Annotated in this window: 21 protein-coding genes; 11 read left to right on the forward strand and 10 right to left on the reverse strand. The window is 45.2% G+C overall.

Annotation, left to right across the window (positions count from 1 at the left end; genetic code table 11):
- Positions 1-130: 130 nt before the first annotated feature.
- Complete coding sequence (locus tag QUB04_RS26810; RefSeq protein WP_333289119.1) at positions 131-352, reverse strand: hypothetical protein; 222 nt, start codon at positions 350-352, stop codon at positions 131-133.
- Between the two features lie 193 nt (positions 353-545).
- Here QUB04_RS26810 and QUB04_RS26815 point away from each other — a divergent pair, with 193 nt between their 5' ends.
- A complete protein-coding gene (locus QUB04_RS26815) occupies positions 546-956 on the forward strand; it encodes a pre-16S rRNA-processing nuclease YqgF (RefSeq protein WP_333289120.1) in 411 nt (136 codons plus the stop codon).
- A 79-nt stretch (positions 957-1,035) separates the two neighbouring features.
- Here the strand turns inward: QUB04_RS26815 and QUB04_RS26820 are convergent, their stop codons facing one another.
- From QUB04_RS26820 to QUB04_RS26830, 3 genes are all read right to left on the reverse strand, one after another.
- Complete coding sequence (locus tag QUB04_RS26820) at positions 1,036-1,635, reverse strand: hypothetical protein (RefSeq protein WP_333101970.1); 600 nt, start codon at positions 1,633-1,635, stop codon at positions 1,036-1,038.
- A 139-nt stretch (positions 1,636-1,774) separates the two neighbouring features.
- Positions 1,775-2,248 (reverse strand): hypothetical protein, encoded by a 474-nt coding sequence (locus tag QUB04_RS26825; RefSeq protein WP_333289121.1) that lies wholly within the window; start codon positions 2,246-2,248, stop codon positions 1,775-1,777.
- A 565-nt stretch (positions 2,249-2,813) separates the two neighbouring features.
- Positions 2,814-4,394, reverse strand: a complete 1,581-nt coding sequence (locus tag QUB04_RS26830; protein WP_333289124.1) for a photosystem II high light acclimation radical SAM protein — start codon at positions 4,392-4,394, stop codon at positions 2,814-2,816.
- Between the two features lie 375 nt (positions 4,395-4,769).
- Between QUB04_RS26830 and QUB04_RS26835 the strand changes: the two genes are divergently transcribed.
- From QUB04_RS26835 to QUB04_RS26880, 10 genes are all read left to right on the forward strand, one after another.
- On the forward strand, positions 4,770-5,159 hold the full coding sequence (locus QUB04_RS26835; RefSeq protein ID WP_333140261.1) for a DUF1830 domain-containing protein: 390 nt from the start codon (positions 4,770-4,772) through the stop codon (positions 5,157-5,159).
- A 239-nt stretch (positions 5,160-5,398) separates the two neighbouring features.
- A complete protein-coding gene (locus QUB04_RS26840; protein WP_333289125.1) occupies positions 5,399-5,989 on the forward strand; it encodes a hypothetical protein in 591 nt (196 codons plus the stop codon).
- A gap of 1,198 nt (positions 5,990-7,187) precedes the next feature.
- On the forward strand, positions 7,188-8,369 hold the full coding sequence (locus QUB04_RS26845) for a BMP family ABC transporter substrate-binding protein (protein ID WP_333289126.1): 1,182 nt from the start codon (positions 7,188-7,190) through the stop codon (positions 8,367-8,369).
- A gap of 441 nt (positions 8,370-8,810) precedes the next feature.
- A complete protein-coding gene (gene iscB, locus QUB04_RS26850) occupies positions 8,811-10,097 on the forward strand; it encodes an RNA-guided endonuclease IscB (RefSeq protein ID WP_333289127.1) in 1,287 nt (428 codons plus the stop codon).
- A 72-nt stretch (positions 10,098-10,169) separates the two neighbouring features.
- Positions 10,170-11,276 (forward strand): ABC transporter permease, encoded by a 1,107-nt coding sequence (locus tag QUB04_RS26855; protein WP_333289130.1) that lies wholly within the window; start codon positions 10,170-10,172, stop codon positions 11,274-11,276.
- A 45-nt stretch (positions 11,277-11,321) separates the two neighbouring features.
- A complete protein-coding gene (locus QUB04_RS26860; RefSeq protein WP_333289132.1) occupies positions 11,322-12,248 on the forward strand; it encodes an ABC transporter permease in 927 nt (308 codons plus the stop codon).
- A gap of 28 nt (positions 12,249-12,276) precedes the next feature.
- Positions 12,277-12,966 carry a biuret amidohydrolase gene (gene biuH / locus QUB04_RS26865; protein WP_190735225.1) on the forward strand — a complete coding sequence of 230 codons (690 nt, stop codon included), beginning with the start codon at positions 12,277-12,279 and terminating at the stop codon, positions 12,964-12,966.
- A 254-nt stretch (positions 12,967-13,220) separates the two neighbouring features.
- A complete protein-coding gene (locus QUB04_RS26870; RefSeq protein WP_333289134.1) occupies positions 13,221-14,810 on the forward strand; it encodes an ABC transporter ATP-binding protein in 1,590 nt (529 codons plus the stop codon).
- 17 nt (positions 14,811-14,827) lie between these two features.
- Positions 14,828-15,190 (forward strand): cupin domain-containing protein, encoded by a 363-nt coding sequence (locus QUB04_RS26875; protein WP_333289136.1) that lies wholly within the window; start codon positions 14,828-14,830, stop codon positions 15,188-15,190.
- On the forward strand, positions 15,181-15,858 hold the full coding sequence (locus tag QUB04_RS26880; RefSeq protein WP_333289138.1) for a cysteine hydrolase: 678 nt from the start codon (positions 15,181-15,183) through the stop codon (positions 15,856-15,858). The genes QUB04_RS26875 and QUB04_RS26880 overlap by 10 nt, the downstream gene beginning before the upstream one ends.
- Positions 15,859-16,084: 226 nt before the next feature.
- Here the strand turns inward: QUB04_RS26880 and QUB04_RS26885 are convergent, their stop codons facing one another.
- From QUB04_RS26885 to QUB04_RS26910, 6 genes are all read right to left on the reverse strand, one after another.
- The gene (locus QUB04_RS26885) at positions 16,085-17,170 is read right to left on the reverse strand and encodes a DUF3474 domain-containing protein (protein ID WP_333289140.1); all 1,086 of its coding nucleotides are present in this window, start codon (positions 17,168-17,170) and stop codon (positions 16,085-16,087) included.
- A 733-nt stretch (positions 17,171-17,903) separates the two neighbouring features.
- Positions 17,904-19,370: an amidophosphoribosyltransferase gene (purF, locus tag QUB04_RS26890; RefSeq protein WP_333289142.1), complete on the reverse strand. Its 1,467-nt coding sequence runs from the start codon at positions 19,368-19,370 to the stop codon at positions 17,904-17,906.
- Between the two features lie 726 nt (positions 19,371-20,096).
- Complete coding sequence (locus QUB04_RS26895; RefSeq protein ID WP_333289144.1) at positions 20,097-20,567, reverse strand: hypothetical protein; 471 nt, start codon at positions 20,565-20,567, stop codon at positions 20,097-20,099.
- Positions 20,568-20,578: 11 nt separating this feature from the next.
- Complete coding sequence (locus QUB04_RS26900) at positions 20,579-20,866, reverse strand: hypothetical protein (protein ID WP_333289146.1); 288 nt, start codon at positions 20,864-20,866, stop codon at positions 20,579-20,581.
- Positions 20,863-21,111: a type II toxin-antitoxin system ParD family antitoxin gene (locus tag QUB04_RS26905; protein WP_333289148.1), complete on the reverse strand. Its 249-nt coding sequence runs from the start codon at positions 21,109-21,111 to the stop codon at positions 20,863-20,865. The genes QUB04_RS26900 and QUB04_RS26905 overlap by 4 nt, the downstream gene beginning before the upstream one ends.
- Positions 21,112-21,353: 242 nt before the next feature.
- The gene (locus QUB04_RS26910; RefSeq protein ID WP_333289150.1) at positions 21,354-23,390 is read right to left on the reverse strand and encodes a bifunctional serine/threonine-protein kinase/formylglycine-generating enzyme family protein; all 2,037 of its coding nucleotides are present in this window, start codon (positions 23,388-23,390) and stop codon (positions 21,354-21,356) included.
- Between the last annotated feature and the right edge of the window lie 141 nt (positions 23,391-23,531).

Raw genomic sequence — 23,531 nt, forward strand, 5'->3', positions numbered from 1 at the left:
TTTGCACTATTTCATCTTTCCCCTTTTGCGTGAGTCAGGGCGCTTTAATTTTTTTGGTACTCATCTTTGCACGCAACTCAAAATAGTAGGGTGCGTCGCCATCTGCAATTTGCAAATCAAATCGACAATCTCACAGCGACACACCGCCTGCACAGAGGTGAGAGAAACCGGGTTTTTGCGCGTTGCTGTGAGAAACCGGGTTTTTGAGTTCAATCAAAACTGGGAAGCAAATATTGTGACAAAAACCCGGTTTCTGATTTGTGCGCGTTGCTGTGAGAAACCGGGTTTTTTCGATAAATCCAAACTGGCAAGCAAAGATTGTGGCAAAAACCCGGTTTCTGATTTTAGGCATTATATGGCCGCACGGATTCCCATGATGATATAATATGTCAATCCTGCAAAAAAGTCAAGCAAAATAAGTACGATCGCCCGCAAAGATTTTGAGACATTCAAGAATGCAAGTGTCAAATTAGATATAGGTTGGTGATGGGTTTCCTCTGCCACAACAGCGCAACTACAAACTTATTAACTCAGAACTAATAAATATGATTTTAGGTTTCGATCCCGGTAAAGACAAGTGCGGCATCGCCGTGATGGGTAGAGATAAGAACGTCTGCTACCATCAAGTTGTGCTGTCTGACGAAGCAATATCTACAATTCAATCACTGTGCAAACAGTTTTCGATTGAGTTATTGGTACTCGGAGATCAAACGACTTCTAAGAGTTGGAAACAAAAACTGACGCAGAGTTTGTCGCCTTTGATAAAAATTGTTCAGGTTGACGAGAGGTACAGCAGCTTAGAAGCGAGGGAACGCTACTGGCAAATGTACCCTCCGACCGGACTTTCTCGCTTGATTCCCGAGGGAATGCGGACGCCGCCGAGACCGGTGGATGATATTGTGGCGATCGTCCTAATTGAAAGATATTTGAACAAACAGTTGACAGTTGACAGTTGACAGCGAGGTTTTCAAGCAAGTTCTAAAAACTTTGGGTTTCGTGGGAAATCCTATTTTTTACTGGATCAGTTAAATCTAGCTAATCTTGTTGAACCATCCACACCAAGAATCCTAAAATGGTTTCCACCGGAAGCAGCGGATAATCGGTAAGGTCGATCGTCACTGTTGTTCCTGAAAGCTTGAGAAAACGCCATTGAGTGCCGCTGCTGATACAACCGTAAATAGTGGCGATCGGGTGTTCTGCTGCTTCGTTAAAGCGCTGTGCCGCTACCATTTCAGCAATACATTGACCGATACCTTCGTTCAGATCGGCTTTTTTTGCTTCCACAACTACGATCGCGGGTGCTTCTACGGTAAGCTGTTCGGGCGATCGGCTAATTAAAAAATCGACGTATCCGGTGAGCTCGCAACTGGGGTCAACATTGAATTCCCGTCCCGAAAATAAACTGATTTGGCGGTTCATCAAGCGCCGGACTTCTTGCAAAACTGGGTAGACAATCGCTTCCGATCTGGCTTTTTCTGAACCAACTGCGATCGTCCAAGGCAAATCTTCTAATTCGCTACTCAATCTCGGACTGGGATTAATTGATTCTACCTCCGGAAAAAACCGAGTTCCCTCCACGATAGTTAACTGAAAGTCTTTTTTAGCTCTAGTAATTGTGAATTGACTGTAAGGCATAATCCGATAGCTTTTTTGATAATACAGACTTTTATTCTTATAATTATGCCTAAATTTGAAAGAATCTGCAATTTGTTTGAGTTCAGCTAATAAAATGTACCCTGAATTAATCAGAGCGATCGTTGAATAACAGTGAGTGTTACTTAATGACAGCTTCGGTCAAAATTACCTTACCATTCTGGCGGACTTGTAGGCGTTGGGGGTTAATCGAGTAGATAATATTGCCGTTAGTCGCTTCATAACTTCCGTCATCACCTGCTGTTACTTGCATGACATTGATTTGGGTGCCATTTATTTTGCTGAGGCCGCGGTAAAAAATATCGCCTTCCTGGGTTTTGCAAATGTATATAGAAAAGTTGGGCGTTGCGAAAAATTGCACCATTTGATCCCTCGGACATCCCTCAACTTGAGCAATTTGCAGCGGTTGATTATTGCCCAAAGTGTTGGGTGCGGGTTGATTTAGTGCAGTTGCTTCTGCTGAGGCTGTCAAAAAGCCGTGAAGCGAAGCTATCCCGTTCCCCGCAGGGGTTCCCGAAGGGTAGGGAATCGCACTAATGCCTGCCATAATTAGAACTACTTCTTTAATGCCCTTAACTGTATCTTTATAAAACATCCTGTTACTCCTGGTTTTAACTATATAATTACATCTTAAGCGATATTGGCTGGATATTAATAATATTTAATATCAGAGGTGAGAGGTGCAGGGAACACGGTACACCGTCGGTTTAACTAAGGTGCGAACTGTTCACCCTACACCAGTGAAAATACATAAGTATCTCAATGCGATCGCAGGAAAGCAATCTCTTGCATTGAGGAGATTTTTAAGATTTTATGACTTGTTCACGCCGATCGGAGAAACCGGGTTTATTCATATATTTCTCGTTACTAAACCTTTGATTTTCGTAGAAACCGGGAATAAGCGCCCCCATGTCGCGAACTGACTCTGTTATATCAATTCCGGTTGCATTGGAATGATTAAACCGCAGAGAACGCAGAGAACGCAGAGTCAGAGAACAGAGAGATGAATACAGGACGATGAAGGGCGGATTTGATATTACACGGTAATGTTTATTTGCACTTACCTATTTATTGAATAATAAAAAGGGAAACAGAAAACACATTTTTTCTTCCATTTCCCCTTTTTTCACGGACGGTCGTCCTGACTGCGAACCTGGTAATTAATTAACTGCTGCCAACTGTTTGTCTTTGATTTCCACCGGCGCGGTTAATGCCTCTTCCAAATCGGCACAGCCGAGTTTTTCCTCCAAAATTGCCATCACTTCGCGGCCGAAATCATTGGAATTACGCTGCCACGCTTCTAAACAAATTTGTCCGAAGAACGAACCCAAAGGTTCGGGATTCCATAGCAATTTGCGCGCTGTCCAAGGCATCAAACTCATGGGATCGTAACCAGGTTGCAGAATCTCCTTTTTAAAGGCGTATTCTTCCAAAATTGTGTGTGGCTGCAACCCGATAAAGAAAATAGCGGGTTCTACTTTATCCGCTCCGAAAATCCGCTCTAATTCTCGGTGATAAGCAATTGTTTGCCGGATGGTTTCAAAGGTTTCGTCAATGACGTTAAACGAGTAATTAACGGAAACCACATCGTTGTAACCGGCTGCTTTTAAATCGCGGCAATTTTCCAAAACTACTCGCAAGTTGTAGCCCATCCGCATTTTGCGAACCAGTTCCTGGGAACCGCTGGTGATACCGATTTCAAAGTAATTCATCCCCGTTTTTACCATCAAATCGCACAACTCTGGTGTGAGATTATCCGCACGGATGTAAGCGGCCCAGTGTATGTCGTCCATGCCGGCGGCGATGATTTTTTGCAATAATTCAACTGCATCATCGATGAATTTGCGCGCGGGGATAAATTGAGCGTCGGTAAACCAGAAATTGCGGATACCTCGATCGTACAATTGCCGAATCTCCGCCACCACCTCATCCGCCGGATTGATCCGCACTTGTTTCCCTTCAATCACCGTATAAATGCAGTAACAGCAATTGTGAGGACAGCCGCGCTTGGTTTGGACTCCGACGTAGAAGTCCATATCCTGTAGATAATAGGAAAACTCCGGCCAAATCGTTTCGATGTAGTTATAGTCGCAAGCACTTTTCTCGATGTTGGCTGGCTTTTCGTGAATTAGCCTCTCCCGCGGCACGGTTTCTCCCACCACATAACACCTTTCCTCGGCCAAATCTTCGCCCTTAATCAACTTCTCCAGCAAAGCTTCGCCTTCCCCCACCGAAACCACAGTTCCCGTCGGCAAACTGCGGCCCAACTGCTCGTAAAACACGCTCACAGCACCGCCTCCGACCACTGCACGAGCTTCGGGGCGGTATTTCCGGGCCCGCTTCAATCCACGCTTAATCAGTCCCAAATTGCGCCATAGTTCGGTGTAGTAAGACGCGGCTAAACGCAGTCCTCCGAGTGCTCCCCGGAACTTGATCAGCGGATTTTTGGCGTAGTAAAACTCGAAGGCATTTTGCAACGGGTTGCCGCCCCGGCCGCCCACGGGCGCGTAAATTTGAATGTCCCGCCAAGAGAAAACTAGCAGCGTCGGCTTAAACTCGTCTATGCTGGCATCCAAAGCTTTAGCGAAATCCAGGGGGGGTACGGCACCTAAATCGAAAATGCGTTGTTCGACATCGGGAAACAGCTTGTGTACGTGATCCGACAGATACACAACTCCGATCGGGAAAATCGGATTGCAAGGGAGGCGAACGTACAGGACTCGGTTTTCTCGGTTTTCCATGATTGCCATATCCTAAAGTGGAACTTTTTCAGCTATGTTAATATTCTTTTAATATAACTTTACAATCTGTCTAATTTTCGCAATTTGACATTAAATATTCTTAAATTTTTTTAAACTGGCTAAAAGCCGAGCTTGTTGGTGTCGATCGGCGAGAGCAGCAGAAAAAAGCTAATTTTTAAGTCAATACAGCGTATTTTGAATGAAAATCCCACCTAGGAGTCAAAAAAAGTATAATTTTACGAATAAATTTTAATTTAAGTTCGATCGGTCTCTCATGTATTAGGGAGTTGGTAGTCGGCTTTACAGTAGGCGGGATCGCCTAGTGTTAGCCTGAGAAGATAACTAAAACTTTTAGGCAAGGCTCCCTCAGCAGTTATGGCTCAAATTCTTGACCCCGTACCCTCAGACACCGACAGCAAGATTCTGTGCTGCTACGTCAACGCCACCAGTCAGATTCAGATTGCTCGCATCGCCAACATTCCTAACTGGTACTTTGAACGAGTGGTGTTTCCCGGACAGCGCTTAGTGTTTGAAGCGATGCCCGCTGCAGCATTGGAAATTCACACCGGGATGATGGCCAGTGCAATTTTGTCGGATAAAATTCCTTGCGATCGCTTGCAGATTAACGAAGGCCCCTATTCAAACGTCCATCCTAGCAGATCCCCAGAGGCTGTTCAGGGCGATCGAACAATCATGGCCGGCCGCCCCAAATCCAGAGAAATCTCAGAACCTTTGACTGTACCGGCACTAACCGCCGTTGATTAATCGGAGTTGTGAGTTTTGAGTTATATAATTGTCAGCTTAATTGATAACTCCGCGCTCAAAATTCCAACTTCTGCAAAGCGGTAAAAACTCAACAGTTAAGAATCAAAGTTTCTGAAATGAATTTTAGATCAAAACTCACAACTGGAAATATTGTCCGGTTTTTCGTATTTCCCTGAGTGTGCTTGGCTGCCTCGACAACTGTGCAAAAATATCATTAAACAGCTTCTCGAATTTCAGCCATGTCAGCACAACCGATCGCATTTCCCCCATCTTCTGCCCCAGTATTTGAGCCGGCGGTATTCCGGCTTTCTCCCCTGATTAGAATCACGCTGTTGAGTTTGTACACAGCCCTGACAATTCCCTTGCCTTTTTTGTCGGAAGTAACGAAAGCACCGGTTCCCCCGGCTGCACTCTGGGCGGCAATTGTTGTCGGGGCTGTGGGCCTCTACGGCGTGCTCAGTGAAAGGGTAATTTTGAGCGAGGAAGGGATTGAAGTCACATATCCCAAGTGGTTTCCGCGTTTGTTTCGCAAGGGTTGGTCCCTACCTTGGACTGAGGTAAAAGCTCTCAAACCTCGATCGACTGGTCAAGGAGGTTTAGTTTACTATTTTTTGAGTCATTCGGGTGAAGGTTATTTGTTGCCAATGCGGGTGGCTGGATTTGGTAAATTAGTCGGTTTGGTGGAAGCAAAAACAGGTATTGATACTAGAGATGTCCGCCCTTTGTCGCAGCCTTGGATGTATCTTATTTTGCTGGGATGTACGCTGCTGCTGCTGTTGGTGGATGCGTGGACTATTGTCACGGCGATCGGGCTTAAAGGCAATCAGTAATATTATCAAGGAAATTGGGTCTAAAACCCTGTCCTTCTAGGACGGCTTTAATTTCTTAAATCCCTTCCTAAAAGTCAGGAAATTTCTAGTAGACTAGAGTAGTCAAGGTTAAACTCCTGCGCCCGGAGTGCATAAAAACAGTTAACGACACACTTTGGCGCGTAAACCGGGGGACAAAGAGTGGCGAAAACTCTATAAACAGCTAGGGGCTTAACACAGTTCCTTTAACCAGAGAAACAAACTATTTAGTCTTGTTAAGTAGGGTAGGGCATACCCGAACTCTAGGTAAATATCCTAGTACGCTTTTGGAGATAGACCCTCTGGGGTTGCTGTGAGTTGAACTCGTCAATTGGTATTTTGTACGGTTGAAAGGTTTAAGAAGTGCCGAAAGGACATAGCGCTTAAAGGTCAGTCGATGAATTAAGAATCCCCACGCCTTTAGGCTGGGGAGTGTCAACTCCGGTACAACTCACCGAAGAGCACCATTCTCAAGAACAGGCAAGATGCCTGTTCCACAAAGACTGAATTTTCTTGTGGAACAGGCATCTTGCCTGTTCATAAAAAGCTTATTGAGAATGGTGCAACATCTCCGGTACAAGAACCGTTATAGAGTTGGTAGTGAAGACTTCAGTCCTCATAAAACTTGCTCGGATTATTGACTCTTATTAGAAATCAATAACATTTTTTCTGATTTTATAAGATCGATTTCTATTATTTTTGATTCAGCCTCGACTTATTTTTACGTTGCCTCCAAGACTGAAAAGCTAGTGGCGTGCCAGAACTCAAAAAATATTTTTTGTTTGTGGTGAACATTCTTGTTTAATTTTGTTTCTAGCGAACTTTTTGGGAGACAATTTGGCGAATATTATTAAGTTTTTATAAAAAAAGTTACCACTAAAAGTAATTGGTATAAGATAAACATCATTAAATTTTAGGGGATTCAACTTTCCTAAAATAACCTTTCCAGCAAAAACTAATTTTATATTAGAATTAGTTTTGGTTTACCATGTATCTTTTTCATTAAATTCACGATGTGATGTGAATGTAAATAGTTATTAGCGCATTTAATCTCATTGCTGAATAGCTCGACTAAAAGCTGGCAAATGTAGCGTGAATCTATCTAGCAATTCCCAGCAAGTATAAGCGTTACAGCTTAGCTATGAATTCGTCTTAAATACTTTTAGTGAGAACATAGAGAATGAGTACCCAAAAGTCATTGTTTATACCTCGGCGTCAAGTAATTCGTGGGATTTTATCTACTACAGCGTTTGCAGTCACCTCGCGCCTTTGGACTGGATGTACTCCTGCTAAAGAGGTTCAAGCAAACTCGCCTGGAAAAGATAAGCCAATTGTGATGGGATTTATTTATGTTGGCCCCAAAGATGACTACGGCTACAATCAAGCCCAAGCCGAAGGGAACGCTGGGGTTTCAAAATTAGCCTGGGTAAAAACCGTAGAGGAAGCAAATGTTCCTGAAACTACATCGGTACAAGAAACCATGAGGAACATGATCGAACAGGATGGGGCAACGGTTCTGTTCCCTACGTCCTTCGGGTACTTTGACCCCCATATTCTGAAACTGGCAAAGGATTACCCGGAGGTACAATTCTTCCACTGCGGTGGACTTTATCAAGAAGGTAAACATCCAAATAACGTTGGCAGCTATTTTGGCTACATTGATGAGGGTGAGTATGTAGCAGGCATTGTTGCCGCCCACGCCTCTAAAACCGGAAAATTAGGATTTATTGCTGCTAAACCCATACCCCAAGTATTACGCAATATCAATAGCTTTACATTAGGGGCACGGAGTATTAAACCCGAAGTTACAACTCAGGTGATTTTTACAGGAGATTGGTCTTTGCCTGTTAAAGAAGCTGATGCTGCTAATAGTATGGCTGACCAGGGTGTTGATGTAATTACCTGTCACGTAGATAGCCCCAAAGTGGTGATAGAAACCGCTGAGAAACGAGGCATTTTCTGTACTGGCTACCATGCGAGTCAAGCCCAACTTGCGCCCAAAGGATATTTAACAGGTGCCGAGTGGGACTGGACGAATGTCTATTCTAAGTATGCTGAAATGCTTAATGCTGGCAAGACGCTAATGAACGGAGGCATTCCCCATTTAGTACGTGGTGGTTTGAAGGATGGTTTTTTGAAGCTGTCGCCCTACGGTAGCGCCGTAACTGCCGAAGCGCAAAAAGATGCTGATGCTGCTAAGAGTAAGTTTCTTGATGGCAGCATGGTCATTTATAAGGGGGAAATAAAAGATAACACCGGGAAAGTTGTGATTGCTGAAGGTAAGGATTACAAGCAGCAAGACGCAGAACTAGAAAAGATGAATTGGCTGGCATCAGGCGTCATCGGCAAAGTTACGAGTTAATTAGCTGATGTGCATTCAAAATTGTCTAGCGGACAACTTAAACGCTGATTAGCTTAGTAGGGGCCCGCAGGTTTGCCCCTACATACCCCTTCCTTTCGCTAAGAAAGTATTTCACGCCCGTCGGCAACTGCTATACAAGCAAGTTTTTAATTCAACACTCATTATTTTCTTAGTAATTCATCTTTTATTCTGATGGTAAACTACCCGCCGCTAATTCGGAGTACCGAATCTAGCGGGGGCTTTTAAGAGAAGCCCAGAGTTTACCCGACTAAGTACCTTGTGTACTTCGTTTTAGAAGCCATCACACCTACGGATACGAAGCCAGTCTGTAGCTCTGTGGTCAACGATTAAACAGACATATCGGGTCGAAGTCAGTGTCGTTGACGCGACAAACTTCTAAAACATTGTCAAGGCTAACATTACCCGCAAGGAGACTCACTCGTGAGTAAAGTTTTCGTTCTGGACACCAACAAACAGCCTCTCAATCCTATTCATCCAGGTAGAGCGAGAATGCTGTTAGCTCAAGGGAAAGCTGCTGTACTTCGCAGCTATCCCTTCACACTAATACTGAAAGAGGAGGTGTTAAATTCTCAAGTTGAACCACTGCAAATAAAGATCGATCCGGGTGCCAAGACCACTGGAATAGCGCTGGTCAACGATACCACAGGCGAAGTTGTTTGGATAGCTGAACTACAACATCGTGGCTTCCAAATTCGGGATGCTTTAACTTCACGCCGTCAATTACGACGGTCACGCCGTAACCGTAAGACGCGATATCGCAAACCACGCTTTCTCAACCGCACTCGACTAAAGGGTTGGCTACCACCCTCTTTAAACAGTCGCGTTGCTAATATTTTGACTTGGGTTAAACGACTATCTGCACTGTGTCGAATTACTGCCATTTCTCAAGAATTGGTCAGATTTGACACACAACAGATGGAAAGCTCCGAAATTAGCGGGGTTGGTTATCAACAAGGAACTTTAGCCGGATACGAAATTCGTGAGTTTCTTCTTTCCAAGTTGAACAGAACTTGTGCTTACTGCGGTGTAAAAGACACCCGACTTGAGATTGAACATATTCAACCTCGGTCAAAAGGAGGTTCAAACCGAGTCAGCAACCTGTGTTTAGCCTGTGTCCCTTGTAATCAGAAAAAGGGTAATCAGGATATCAAAGACTTTCTCAAAGGTAAACCTAACTTGCTCAAACGAATCTTGGCACAAGCTAAAAAACCCTTGGCTGATACGGCAGCCGTTAATGCGACCCGATGGAATCTGTACGAAAACCTTAAAAAAACAGGCTTACCTGTTGAAGTTGGCACAGGGGGTCGCACAAAGTACAACCGCACGATTCGAGGTTTAGACAAGACGCATTACTGGGACGCGGCTTGCGTGGGAGCATCTACTCCAGAACGGTTAATCACAAAGGTCGTCAAGCCCTTACTGATTGCCGCTAAAGGGCATGGAACCCGTCAGCAATGCCGCACAGACAAGTTTGGTTTTCCAGTTCGTTATTGTTCTAGAACCAAATTCCACAAAGGTTTTCAGACAGGTGACATTGTAAAAGCCAATGTTACCTCTGGGAAGAAGGTTGGGACTTACGTGGGTCGAGTAGCTACTCGTGCCACTGGAAGTTTCAACATCTCAACAACCGATGGGCTAGTTCAAGGAATTAGTCACAAATACTGCATACACATTCACAAAAAGGATGGCTACGCTTATGTTGCCTAGACCCCGCCCCCCTTTTCCTCCCACCACCAATCTGGGTACAGATATGGTGGGGGTTTCCAAGGGGGAAGAAAGATGATTAACCGTCAAAACTGGCGTACAACTTTGGAAGCGGTTGGTATCCCGATCGCCGCCATCGTCTTCTCATTGGTATTATTTGGAATTTTTTGTGCTGGGGCTGGATCTAATCCCTTTGCTGTCTATGCCTCAATCTACAAAGCAGCGTTTGGCAGTTGGCATTCATTCCAAAACACCCTGATCAGGGCTGCACCGTTGATGTTGAGTTCCCTGTGTACGGCTTTGCCTGCCCGTTTGGGGTTGATGATTATCGGCAACGAAGGCGCTTTAGTAGTTGGGGGTCTGGGGGCTGTCGCCGCTGGACTGGCTTTATCTTCTGCACCGCCGACGTTAGTCCAAATTGCAATGGCGCTGGCAGCAATTGTCTGTGGAGGTGTGTGGATTGGTGCAGTGGGAGCTTTGCGCTATTACCGGGCAGTGAATGAGACAATTAGCAGCTTGTTGTTGAACTATATTGCGATCGCCCTGCTGAATCATTTAGTCGGCGGCGTGATGCGGGACCCCAGCAGTGTCAATAAAATTTCTAGTTACCCAATTCCTGATGTGAATATGTTAGGAAATATTCCAGGAACCCGCGTTCACTACGGTCTAATTTATGGGTTGGTTGCTTGTGCGATCGCCTACTTCCTGATCCAACGTACTACATTTGGCTTTGCAGCGCGGACAGCAGGAGGTAACATCCGCGCTGCTCGAATTGCCGGACTTCCTGTAGGCAAGTTGACAATGGCAATCTGTTTCCTAGCTGGCTCTTGTGCGGGTTTGGCAGGCATGGTGGAAGTCGCCGCCGTGCATGGTCGAGCTAACGAATCACTTAATGCTAACTATGGCTACAGCGGTATCTTAGTCGCATTCATTGCTCGACACAACCCTCTTGCTGCGACTATTGTGGCTATTCTGCTTGGCGGCATTCTGGCTAGTGGTGGCATCTTGCAACGGGCACATGGACTGCCCGATGCAACGGTTTTAGTGTTCCAAGGTTTGGTCTTTTTGGTAGTTCTGTATAGCGAATCGCTCTACGGACGTTTGCCATTTTTCAAAGAACAGTCAACCGATAGTCCTCAGCAGCCACCTTCTAGCGAGCAGCCATCAGTAGCCACTGTCTAACTAAGCAATACGTTAAGCCCAAATCTCAAATCGGAGGAATCAACAATGGCAGCAGAAGTATTAGGTTGGTGGGGAGTACCTTTAGGTATCTTAGCAGGAACTTTGCGGGGTAGCGCTCCGTTTCTGTTCGTCAGTTTAGGCGAATGCCTGACTGAAAAAAGCGGCAAGATTAATTTGGGGTTAGAAGGGACACTGTTAACGGGTGCCATGAGTGCCTATGCTATTTCTTATCAGACTGGATCGCCTTGGTTAGGTGTTTTAGCCGCTGGTTTAGCGGGTATGGTACTAGGTTGTATCCACGCTTGGCTGTGCATACAACCAAAAGTAAACGACATTGCCGTAGGCATCGCCATGATTATTTTTGGTAGCGGCATTGCTTTCTTTTTTGGCAAACCTTTTATTCAACCAAGTGCCACCCAGTTGCCTAGTTTACCTCTGGGTGCTTGGAGTCATCTGCCTCCAGTGCAATCAGCGCTACAAATTTGTCCCCTATTTTTGTTAGGTGTAGCGATCGCCCCTCTAATGCAGTGGTTCTTTAAATCAACTCGCTGGGGGTTATTTATTCGTGCAGTTGGGGATAGTCCCGATGCTGCCAAAGCAATGGGAATCTCCATTAATAAAGTTCGTATGCTCTGCATTATCGCGGGCAGTTTTTTAGCTGGAATTGGTGGTGCTTATTTATCCCTTTACTATCCCGGTAGTTGGACAGAACGCATCTCTAGCGGTCAAGGACTGATGGCGGTAGCGCTGGTAATTTTTGCCCGTTGGAATCCAGTTCAGTGCTTATACGCCTCGTTGCTATTTGGGGGAGCACAGGCGATCGGCCCCGCTTTGCAATCAGTAGGGGTCGATTCCTATTACTACTTATTCAATGCTTCGCCCTACATCCTGACGCTGGCGATCATGATTATTACTTGTTCGCCGAAACGAACTTTGACAGGCGCGCCTGGATCTTTAGGAACTAGCACATAAAACAGGAATTTATCGCAAGGAAGAAAACATGGGACGTTTTGTAGAAGCTGAACCATATCCTTATCCTTACAATGGCGATTTGCGCCCAGAAAATACGGTGCTGCTGATAATTGATATGCAAATTGATTTCTGCGGCATTGGTGGATATGTTGATAAGATGGGCTACGACTTGTCACTGACTCGCGCTCCTATTGAGCCAATCAAGCAAGTCTTAGAAGTGGCACGGGCGAAGCACTTCCATATCATGCACACCCGCGAAGGACACCGCCCCGACTTAGCAGATTTACCAGAAAACAAGCAGTGGCGATCGCGCCAAATTAACGCCGGAATTGGCGATCCCGGCCCCTGCGGTAGAATTCTCGTTCGAGGTGAAGCAGGCTGGGAAATCATTCCAGAACTCGCACCTTTGCCTGGTGAAGCGGTGATTGACAAGCCTGGAAAAGGCTCCTTCTATGCTACGGATCTAGATCTGTTACTGAAACGTAAGGGCATTCAAAATATTGTTTTGGCTGGCATTACAACCGATGTCTGCGTGCATACCACAATGCGAGATGCAAACGATCGCGGTTATGAATGTTTGCTCTTATCTGACTGTACAGGCGCAACAGATTATGGCAACCATTTGGCGGCACTTAAGATGATCCAGATGCAGGGAGGAGTGTTTGGAACGGTTGCTGATTCAGAAGCATTTATCAAAGCTTTGAATGATGAATTTTGAGGAAAAAGTCAAGTTATATTATGTTAGGTGGGAACGGGAGTTTAAGAGTAATGTGAAACTTTATCGGTAGGAATCAGGGGTTAAATTTTAACCGCCGATGAAAACAGATAAACGCAGACAAACGCAGATAAGAAGGCAAATATTACTAAGTGAGGTTAATACTTAAAACAGTGAAATCAACCGGGCGGTCTCACTAAAAATTTAAATCTCATAAGTAGCCGATAAGCGGGAAACTTTACAACGGAGACAAAAACATGACGGAAGTAACTGATTCTATAGATCGAAAATTAGCACTGGAAATTCACGACTCAAAATTCCCAATTCAAAACTTTATTCAACCACCAGAACTAGAGGTGGTTAACATGACTAAGCGGTTTGGCACGATGACTGCACTTGATAACTTCTCGATGACGCTAAAACCAGGGACGTTTCATGCTTTGCTGGGCGAGAACGGAGCAGGCAAAAGTACCCTTGTTAAATGTGTCATGGGTTTCTATACTCCTACTTCAGGCAAAGTCTTGATTGATGGACAGGAAAGTGCGATCGCAAGTCCTCGCGATGCTCATAAGTACGGCATTGGCATGGTTTACCAGCACTTCACCTCTGTGCCTGCGATGACGGTAGCGGAAAATCTGGTTTTGTCCCGCTTTGATAGCCCTAATTTGATTAATTGGAAAGCCGAGTACGATCGGTTGAAGGCTTTTATGAAAACTGCTCCTTTCCGAGTTCCTCTAGATACCCCGGTGTTTCAATTAGCTGCCGGGGAAAAACAAAAGCTAGAAATTCTTAAACAGATATATCTTCAGAGTCGGATCTTGATTCTGGACGAACCTACTTCGGTGCTTACTCCGCAGGAAGCCGATGAGGTTTTAGGTTTACTGCGCGCAGAAGTTACTGCTGGAAGATTAAGCGTGTTAATTATCAGTCACAAATTCCGGGAAGTGATGGCGTTTTGCGATAGCATTACGGTGCTGCGTAAAGGAAAGTTTGCAGGTCAGGGTTTGGTAAAGGATCTGACTGTCTCGGATATGTCTGAAATGATGATGGGTGAAAGGCGTGAGCCAAAACAAGTTGAAAAGACAGCCCCCCCAACGACTATTCCTGTCCTTGAAGTTAAAGACCTTCATGCCGATAAAGACAACGGTCTGGAGGTATTGACAGGAGTAAATCTCACAGTTCACAGCGGCGAAATTGTTGGGATTGCAGGTATCTCTGGCAATGGTCAGCGGGAACTGGTGGAGGTGTTGGCTGGTCAGCGTTCTGCTACAGGTGGAAATGTGCTGGTCAATGGCGAAGTTTATACAGCAACACGAGCCGAGATGTTTAAACATCAGGTTTTCGCACTACCAGAAGAACCCCTTCATAATGCTTGTGTGCCACACATGAGTGTGGCAGAAAATTTAGCCCTGCGGACGTTTGACCGCCCTCCTCAAGCTAAAGCAAGTATCTTACTCATCCTGAAAGAAATTAGGCAGGCGGCTAAGAGCTTAATTAATACTTTCAAAATTAAAACGCCTTCGCCAGATACGCCTATCGGCAATCTGTCGGGGGGAAATGTACAGCGCACAGTATTAGCGCGGGAACTCTCTTCCGAACATATTAGGTTACTAATTGCCGCTAATCCTTGCTTTGGTCTAGATTTTGCTGCTGTGGAGTACATTCACGGTCAGATTATTGAGGCTCGCAACCGAGGTGTAGCTGTGTTATTGGTGAGCGAAGATTTAGATGAACTGCTGAAGTTGTCCGATCGAATTCTAGTAATAAGTGGCGGGAATTTTACTTATGAAAGTGCGATCGCAGATGCAGATTTTGTTCAGATCGGTAAGAGTATGGCAGGACACTAATCAATTTGGGAATACCTATGACTGAACTACTGAACAAAACTTTGCTCCTTAAGGATTTACCTAATATCGCCGCGTGGCAGAATGAGTTGGCTTGGCAACCATTCCGTGATGGGGTGGAAATCTACCGACTTTATGGTGACAACACAAGTGGATCGGCTGCTGCTATATTGCGGTATCAGCCGGGAGCAAGTGTCCCAAGGCACACGCATACTGGTTTTGAACATATTTATGTACTAACTGGATCGCAAACTGACCAGAATGGCGAACACCAAGCCGGAACTTTTGTGATTAACCCGCCTAACAGTAATCACAGTGTTGTCAGTCAAGCTGGTTGCATAGTTCTAGTAATTTGGGAAAAACCTATATCGCTATGGTCTTAATATCTGCCCAACCTTATGATTATGAACTGCCAGTCTCTGGCGGTGTGGCTTTGGTTATCATCGATATGCAGCGAGATTTTTTGCAGCTTGGGGGATTTGGCGAAGCTTTAGGCAATGATGTCAGCCAACTACAGGCGATCGTGCCAACGGTAAAGCAGTTGTTAGAGGCATTTCGCGATCGCCATCTCCCTATTGTTCACACTATTGAAGGTCATCAACCTGACCTTTCTGATTGTCCTCCCTCTAAGCAAAAGCGGGGTCAAAGTAAACTAAAAATTGGCGATCGAGGCCCAATGGGACGAATTTTAATTTTGGGGGAGCCGGGGAATTCAATTATCCCAGAATTGACACCTAGGCCTGATGAAATAGTAATTAATAAACCAGGCAAGGGCGCTTTTTATCACACTAATTTGGAATTAATTCTTCGTGAAAAAGCGATTACTCACCTAATTTTTACTGGAGTCACGACTGAGGTTTGCGTTCAAACAACTATGCGTGAGGCTAACGATCGGGGGTTTGAATGTTTACTCGTTGAGGATGCTACAGCCAGCTACTTTCCAGAGTTTAAAGAGAGTGCGATCGATATGATTCGCGCCCAAGGCGGTATTATTGGTTGGACTGCAAAGGCTGAAGTAGTAATACAAGCTTTGGAAAAATCGCAGTCTTAAATTTAAAAACTGTGGGCTATCCCGGATGTTTGGGGTACAAACCAGTGGCTGATATATTTTTTCGTAACAGGCTTTCGGGCCTGTTCCACAAAGAAGAGACCTCTGGGTTTGGGGTGGCTTGTCACCCCTCCAGATGTGGAACATTTTATTATCAAACACGCGCAAAAAAGAAAAACCCGGTTTCTTTAAGAAGCCGAGTTTTTGCATATTCTATTGTTTCTTTAAACTACTTAACTTCAGCCGATCGCCGACTGTTAGGTGATTCGTAGTAAACTCCAGAACCTGTATCGGAGACAAAATGACAATCCCAGTAAGAGCGAATAAAGCTCTTCCAAATTGGATCGGTTGACTTGCGATAATAATCGCCCAACACTGGTTTAATTGCTTCCGTTGCTTCCTTCAAGTGATAGTGCGGCATTGTCGAGAAAATGTGGTGGGCTACGTGGGTGCCGATATCGTGATGGATGGAATTGATGATTCCGTAGTCGCGATCGATCGTAGACAATGCACCTTTCAAGAAAGACCAATCATCTCCGCGGTACCAAGGAATATCCGCCTCAGTGTGGTGCAGGAATGTTACCAAATCCAGCCACATCACGAACACTACATAGGGAACCAAGTAGAACTTGAGTAAAAACAGCCAACCAAACTGATAGGTTAGCGCGCCTAAAAAGCCTACCATCAGTACCAAGGATGCGGAACTTGTCAACACATCCCATTTTTCGGAGGGACGGAAAATCGGGCTACCGGGCATGAAGTGAGAACCTACCCGATCGGGCGATCGGCGAAATAGATAAATTGGGTAGGCAAATAACATCAAATAAAAGCGTCCCAGCTTTTCGTACCAAGGCATTTGATTGTATTTGCTTTCCGATACCGGATACCAGCTTTCATCGTTATCTAAGCTGCCTGTATTTGCGTGGTGGGTTCTGTGACTAATCCGCCAACCGTGGAAGGGCACGAGAATTGGAGCGTGGGAGAGGTGTCCGATCAGGTTGTTGAGCCATTTGCTCTTAGAAAATGAACCGTGTCCGCAGTCGTGGCCCACTACAAACAATGCCCAAAACATGGTTCCTTGCATCAACCAAAAGATTGGATAAAAGAGCCAGGAATCGAGGGTGTAGGCGATCGCATACAAACCTGCGATGATGCCAATATCTAAAAAGAAATAAGCCAGAGATTTCCATGCCGAGGGCTCAAAACAGTGGGCTGGAATGGCTGCCTTGATATCAGCAAGAGTAAAAGGTAACTCTGTTGTACGAGAGGATGAGCCTGGATTGCTCGCGGGATTGAGAACAGTATTTGATTGCACGAAGTTTCCGATTTAAGCTGACTTGAGAAACCGCATTCCGCCTTCTTTTAACAGTCAATCGATTTTAGATTTTAGATTTTAGATTTTAGATTCACTCCACAGATGAATCTGGGGGGTTAACTAATATCTAAATTTTTTGGCTCTCCCGGACAGGAGTCGGGGGGTTGTATCCCCTATGCAGGTGAGGTAACATTCAACCTGCAAGGAGCCATATTTTTACTCTGCAAGGGTTTCTAAAGTTATTTAGTTCGCATGAATAGCCCGTCCGCGATTCTCAAGCAAGTTGGCTTGTGGAATACTTGTGTGGGAAAAATTAGTGCGATCGACCCTGTTATCTGAAAAAATCTCATGTGCCCGTTGTTGGTGCGAAATGCGACTTCAATCTGAGAGTGGACATCTGGAGGAACTACCTCCAGTCTGCAGGTAGCATACAGCGTTTCGAGCAGGAATTGTGAACGAGAGTGTAGGGAAAAACCACCGATTTTAGATTGGCGATTTTAGATTCAAGCACAAATCTCCAATCTCCAATCTCCAATCTCCAATCCGAGGGTTCGGTTTCACACAAGTTCTAGCCAAGCGACTGTTCACTACAGTTCACCAATTCTGCAAGAATTGCTAAAGCTAAGTTAATGTAACATTTCTACACACATTCTGGCAATGACTTACCAGAAAAACTTGAAAATCCATAAATTGCGGAAAGTGACGGGCGATCGCTTTCTCGCTTTTGGATTTTCTAGGTTGCAGCTTTTTCTAATATGAGCTTAGACCGTTTTACCATTTCTGGAACGTCGATCGGATAATCACCGGTGAAACAAGCCGAACAAAAACTCATCGGGTCTTCGTTAGTCGCCCTTAGCATTCCATCCCAACTCAAGAAAGCCAAAGAATCTACCCCAATTTGGGTGCCGATTTCTGCGACTGACTTAGTAGCAGCAATCAACTGATCTTGATTGTCTGTGTCGATCCCGTAGAAACAAGGATGTGTCACCGGTGGCGAAGAAATTCTCATGTGAACTGCGGTTGCGCCAGCATCCCGCAAGGCTTTGACGATTTTTCGACTGGTTGTACCGCGCACGATCGAATCGTCGATAATAATTACCCGCTTTCCTTCCAAGACATCTTTGAGAGGGTTGAGTTTCATGCGGATTCCTGACTCCCGCATTGTCTGAGTCGGTTGAATAAAAGTGCGCCCCACGTAGCGGTTTTTAATCAATCCTTCGGCGTAAGGAATGCCGGAAGCTTGAGAAAAGCCGATCGCCGCCGGGATTCCAGAATCGGGAACGCCGATGACTATATCAGCATCAGCCGGAGATTCTGCTGCCAACAAACGCCCGATCCGCAGTCGGTAGCTGTACAAACTTTCACCTTCCATTTGGCTATCGGGGCGAGCAAAATAGATCATTTCAAAGATGCAAAGTTTGCGCTTCTGCTGCTGACTCCAGTGGAAGGAAGCCATACCTTCCTCTGTAATCCAAACTAATTCCCCCGGTTCTACGTCCCGCAAAAATTCAGCACCGATAATATCCAAGCCACAAGTTTCCGATGCTAAAACGTATCGTACCGGAGTTGTGGGGAGGATGCCAATTACCAGCGGGCGGACGCCCTGGGGGTCGCGGACTCCCATCACGCCTTTGGGAGTGGCGATCGTCAAACTAAAGGCTCCTTGGCACATAGCAAACGCACTGATCGCTGCTTCCAGCCAGTCTTTGCCCTTGTCTACCTCGGAACCGATCGCCACTGCGATCGCCTCTGAATCGGTCGTGCTGACAAACTCGCACTTCCGAGACAGCAATTCTTCCCGCAATTCTTTTGTATTGACAAGATTCCCGTTATGTGCTAATGCCAGACTTCCCAAACGAGTTTCGACAACCACAGGCTGAGCGTTGACCACGCGCGACGAGCCGGTAGTAGAGTAGCGAGTGTGTCCTACGGCTAAGTTACCGGGCAAGTGACCTAAACTCGATTCGTTGAAGACTTGGGAAACCAGTCCCATATCTTTGTGCAGGTGGACTTTTTCACCGTCAAAGGTGGCAATTCCTGCTGATTCCTGACCCCGGTGCTGCAAGGCATACAAACCGAAGTAGGTCAACTTGGCGACATCTTCACCCGGTGCGTAGATACCGAAAACGCCACAAGCTTCCTCGGGCTTGTCGGGTTTGCTAGAATGCTCGTCAGCCGCGAAGGAATGGTTGGGAATCATAGATGGGTGGGTTCCTAATGGGGAAGGTGGGTTAGGGGGACAGTTTCAGCGGGAAATCTTGTTTGCGAAAGCGTCGCATAACTTAACATTCCCTTAATCTTGCCACGGATCTGTCATTATTTCCAAATCGTGTAGCATTTCAGACAGAAGCGATGCGGCGTTTAATGGCATTGTAGTATCGATCGCCCCCTGATCCTATATTAACCTTGATTAATTGTGGGCGAGGGAATCGGCGATTGAAAAATACTGTTGGCGAATTCGCCAAGGGTGTTACCCCTCACATCACGAATGCAGCATTTTCTTTCGTTCTGGCTACTTAATAGCTATATGGTTAATTAAATATTTAGTCCAAAGCCACTATTTTTAGGGGGTGAGGGGTGAAACAATTTTTAAATTCGCCAACAGTCTCTTGAAATCGCTTAAAAGTAAAACTCTCGTCTCAGGAGAGGGGAACGAATAGATCGGCGATCGTGCAATGGCAAATAAATTATAAAATTGCTTCACGGGCTTTTTGAAATATTAGAATTTAAGGGCGATCGAGCTTGACTTTTCTGTGAGATTGACATACTATATTATCATGGGAATCTGTGCGGCCATGTAAAGTCAATTTTGGGCGCGATCGAGTATTAAGTAATGTCGTATTGTGTAGGTGCGTCGGTATGAGATTGGCCTCTTACTTGGAGATTGTTTCAGGCGACGCACCCTACAGCTTCAACCCACGCACCATCAGGTTTTCGTTGGTGTAGACGCGGTTTCAACCGCCGATTCCAATTCTTGAAAAATTTTGTAACTACCGCAAACTACTTCGATACAAATATCCCCTTCCAGTCGAAAGTAGAAAAGAGCCGAAGAACCTGTCTCAACCAAACCGGCTTGATTTTGAAAAGGATAGGACAAAGTAGATAAAATTTGACTCTTATCTTCTGTCAATTGTCTTAATTCTGCGTTACCCACCCAGAAGCAAGACTCTTCTGAGTCGGAGTGGACTGGTTGAGAGATTACCTGATGAACGAGTTGATAGAATTCGATGGAAGTGTCATAAATCCCGGTTCCGAATGTAAAGTCTAAGCGCAAGGTTAAAGGTTGGGGGATTAGAGTAATGCCTGCAAGGTCGGCACTTTTCAAGTCTTCTATGCAAAAATGTTTTAAAGGGCGATTCCCTACGGGATAGCTACGCTTCACGGCTGTAAGAGTCATATAATTATATTTTATCCGGTACTGTGGGTGCTTGAACCTGGGATAAATTGAATCTGATTGCCAAACTGGTCGTATCGGCGGCGGTAACTTTTACCGTGATCGTTTTTAATTTTAGGCCCGGTTCGGACAATTTCACCAGCGGGTCTAATATGAATTAAACTACCATCAGGATGCTCGAATGTTTCATATCCACCCTCTGTTTTAGTTTTGAATACAAAGCCGCTATCTGCTATAATCACTAGGGCTTCTGACTTGGTTTGGGCCGTTAAATTAGGCAACTGCTGAGATGCTACATTCATCGCTGCTGTCGGTCAAGTTTCTGCACCAACTGAGCGCGTTTTTGCTCCCACCAATCATCGGTAATCTCTATAGAATTGCCACTATCCAAACCAGCCAACAATAACGACTCAACCCGTGCGGATCTTGCTTGTTCTTGGCGAATTAGGTGCAAGATGTATTCCGCTGCATTACTGTAGCCTCCGATTGCCACTTGTTCGTTAATAAAATTTTGAATTGAATCGGGAAGAGGAAGATTGAGGGTCATATTTTTTATCCTTCCTAATGTGTGACCTTGGCATATTTTAACTATTATAGGACTTATGCACGGGTGGTCAGAAACCGGTTTTTTTGCCCAGAAGACGCGCTACAAACCGCAAAAACCGCAAAAAACCCGGTTATGAAGCTTTTGATGCGTCCAGGACTATATTTATCAACCAGGTTAACACCGCCAAGCCTTAAAAGAAAAGTCCTCGCGGGAGACTAAAGCACAACACCAGAAACCGGAGACTACGCGGAAACCAAAGCCACGCGAAAACCGATGTCCGAGTAACGATCGCCCGCCAAATTGCTAAGACGATACGCACTGCGACAATTCACCGCAGCGTCCTTCCAGGAACCGCCACACCGCACCCGGCGATCGCTTCGATCGTTGTCGAGATGACTGCACCATTCCCAAACATTTCCGTGCATATCATAAAGTCCAAAAGCATTGGGTGAAAAATTCCCGACATCAGTTGTTTGTTTGCGGTAAAGTCCCTTCGATGCCCCAGGGTAGGGATTATTGCCATTATAATTAACTAAATCCGGGGTAATTGTTTCACCAAAATAGAAAGGTGTTTTAGTTCCGGCGCGGCAAGCATATTCCCATTCCGCTTCTGAAGGTAAGCGATAAGTCTTGCCAGTTTTTTTAGAAAGCCGCTTGCAGAATTCCACAGCGTCATTCCAGCTTACTTTTTCGACAGGAAGTTTCGCACCTTTGAACTCAGAAGGGTTATTTCCCATCACCGCTTGGTATTGTTCTTGAGTGATCTCATATTTACCCATAAAAAAAGCAGGGATATTTACAGTACGCTGCGGCCCTTCATAGCTACTTCGTCCTGCTTCCGTATCGGGCGAACCCATCACAAAACTGCCGCCAGGAATTGCTACCATGTCTAGAGTAATACCATTCCCCATATTTTCTATAAAAGCCTGTGCTTTTCCTTGACGGCGGTTAGCGATTTGCCCCGTTGAGTTGACTGTCACTGTTTCAAAAGTAAAGCTTTTTAAAGCATTGGAAGATGGCTTAGGTTGTGGAGTTTCGGGTGCGAGTTTTGGAGATGGTTTGGGAGATGGTTTTGGCGATGGACTTTCTGCTACAGATTGTGGAGATGGTTTTGGCGATGAACTTTTGGCTGTAGTTTTTGGAGATGATTTTTGAGCTGATGATTTAGGAGATGGGGCCGCCTTGTTGGATGAAGGTTGAAGATTTGGTGAAGATGAAGAAGATTTGTTGTTCAACAAACTTTGACCCAGCACAGCTAATGCAAATCCTCCCCCAGCAAAACCCGCTAATTGCAAGAAACCTCGCCTGGTTGTGTTAGTTCGTAACGGCAAAGAGTGCTGTGGAATCACAGGAATTGTGGGAATTGGTGTCGGTGCGGGAGATTGTCTTGACTGACCTTGAAAATCTCTTAAAACTTCCTCTGCTGATTGATAGCGCTGCTGCATATCTTTTGCCAACAACTTAGATAAAATTAATTCCAATTCCTTGTCTATGGGACTCTTCAAATGTTGCTGCCAATTTCCTGTCCAGCTATAACCGTGTTCCGTCCACAAACCATAAGGATGTACCCCCGTCAGTAGATGAAAAGCCGTCGCCCCCAAGCTAAACAAATCGCTGGCTGCATAAGCTTCACCCCCTTGCATTTGTTCAAGCGGTGCATAACCATGCGAACCAATTTGCGTTCCCTGTCGCGATATCACTGTTCCCGACAACTGTTTGGAAACTCCGAAATCAATCAGCACTAACACACCGTCGCTGCGACGGCACATAATATTCTCAGGCTTGATATCTCGGTGAATAATTTTTTGTTGGTGAATAAACTTGAGAACAGGTAGAAGTTCGAGTAATAGTTGCTTAACTTGGCTTTCTTGCCAAATTCCCTGATTTTGGAAAAGCGTCAACAAATTATCACCATCGACAAACTGCTGTACGAGATACAAATATTTGTCTTGTTCAAAATAGGCATCAAGTGATGGAATTTGGGGGTGTTGTCCTAGCTGTTGCAGTTGTCGGGCTTCTTGCTGAAATAATTCTACAGCTTTGTTAATCGCCCAAGTTCCCTGGACATCGGGTGCTAATTGTTTAACGACACAGCGTTGATTTAGTCTATCAATATCTTCTGCTAAATAAGTTCTGCCGAAGCCACCTTGACCGAGGAGTTTGATCATGCGGAAACGATTTCGCAGGATGGGTCCGAGTTGAAGACCACAACTGATGCAATATGTTTGCCCGTCGGGGTTTTGAGGATTGGGGCAGTCGGGATTGATACAGCAAATCATTTATTGTCTGAATGATATTGTTTATATTGTATAGATTGACTGGGCGATTGAATCGACGATTGATAGGGCGATTGAAAAAATTAGCCTAATTTGTAGGGTGCGTCGCTGTGAAATTTTCTAGGCAATTTGCAGATTTTTAAT

Origin of the sequence: Microcoleus sp. D2_18a_B4 (assembly GCF_036702475.1) — a bacterium.
GTDB lineage: Bacteria > Cyanobacteriota > Cyanobacteriia > Cyanobacteriales > Microcoleaceae > Microcoleus.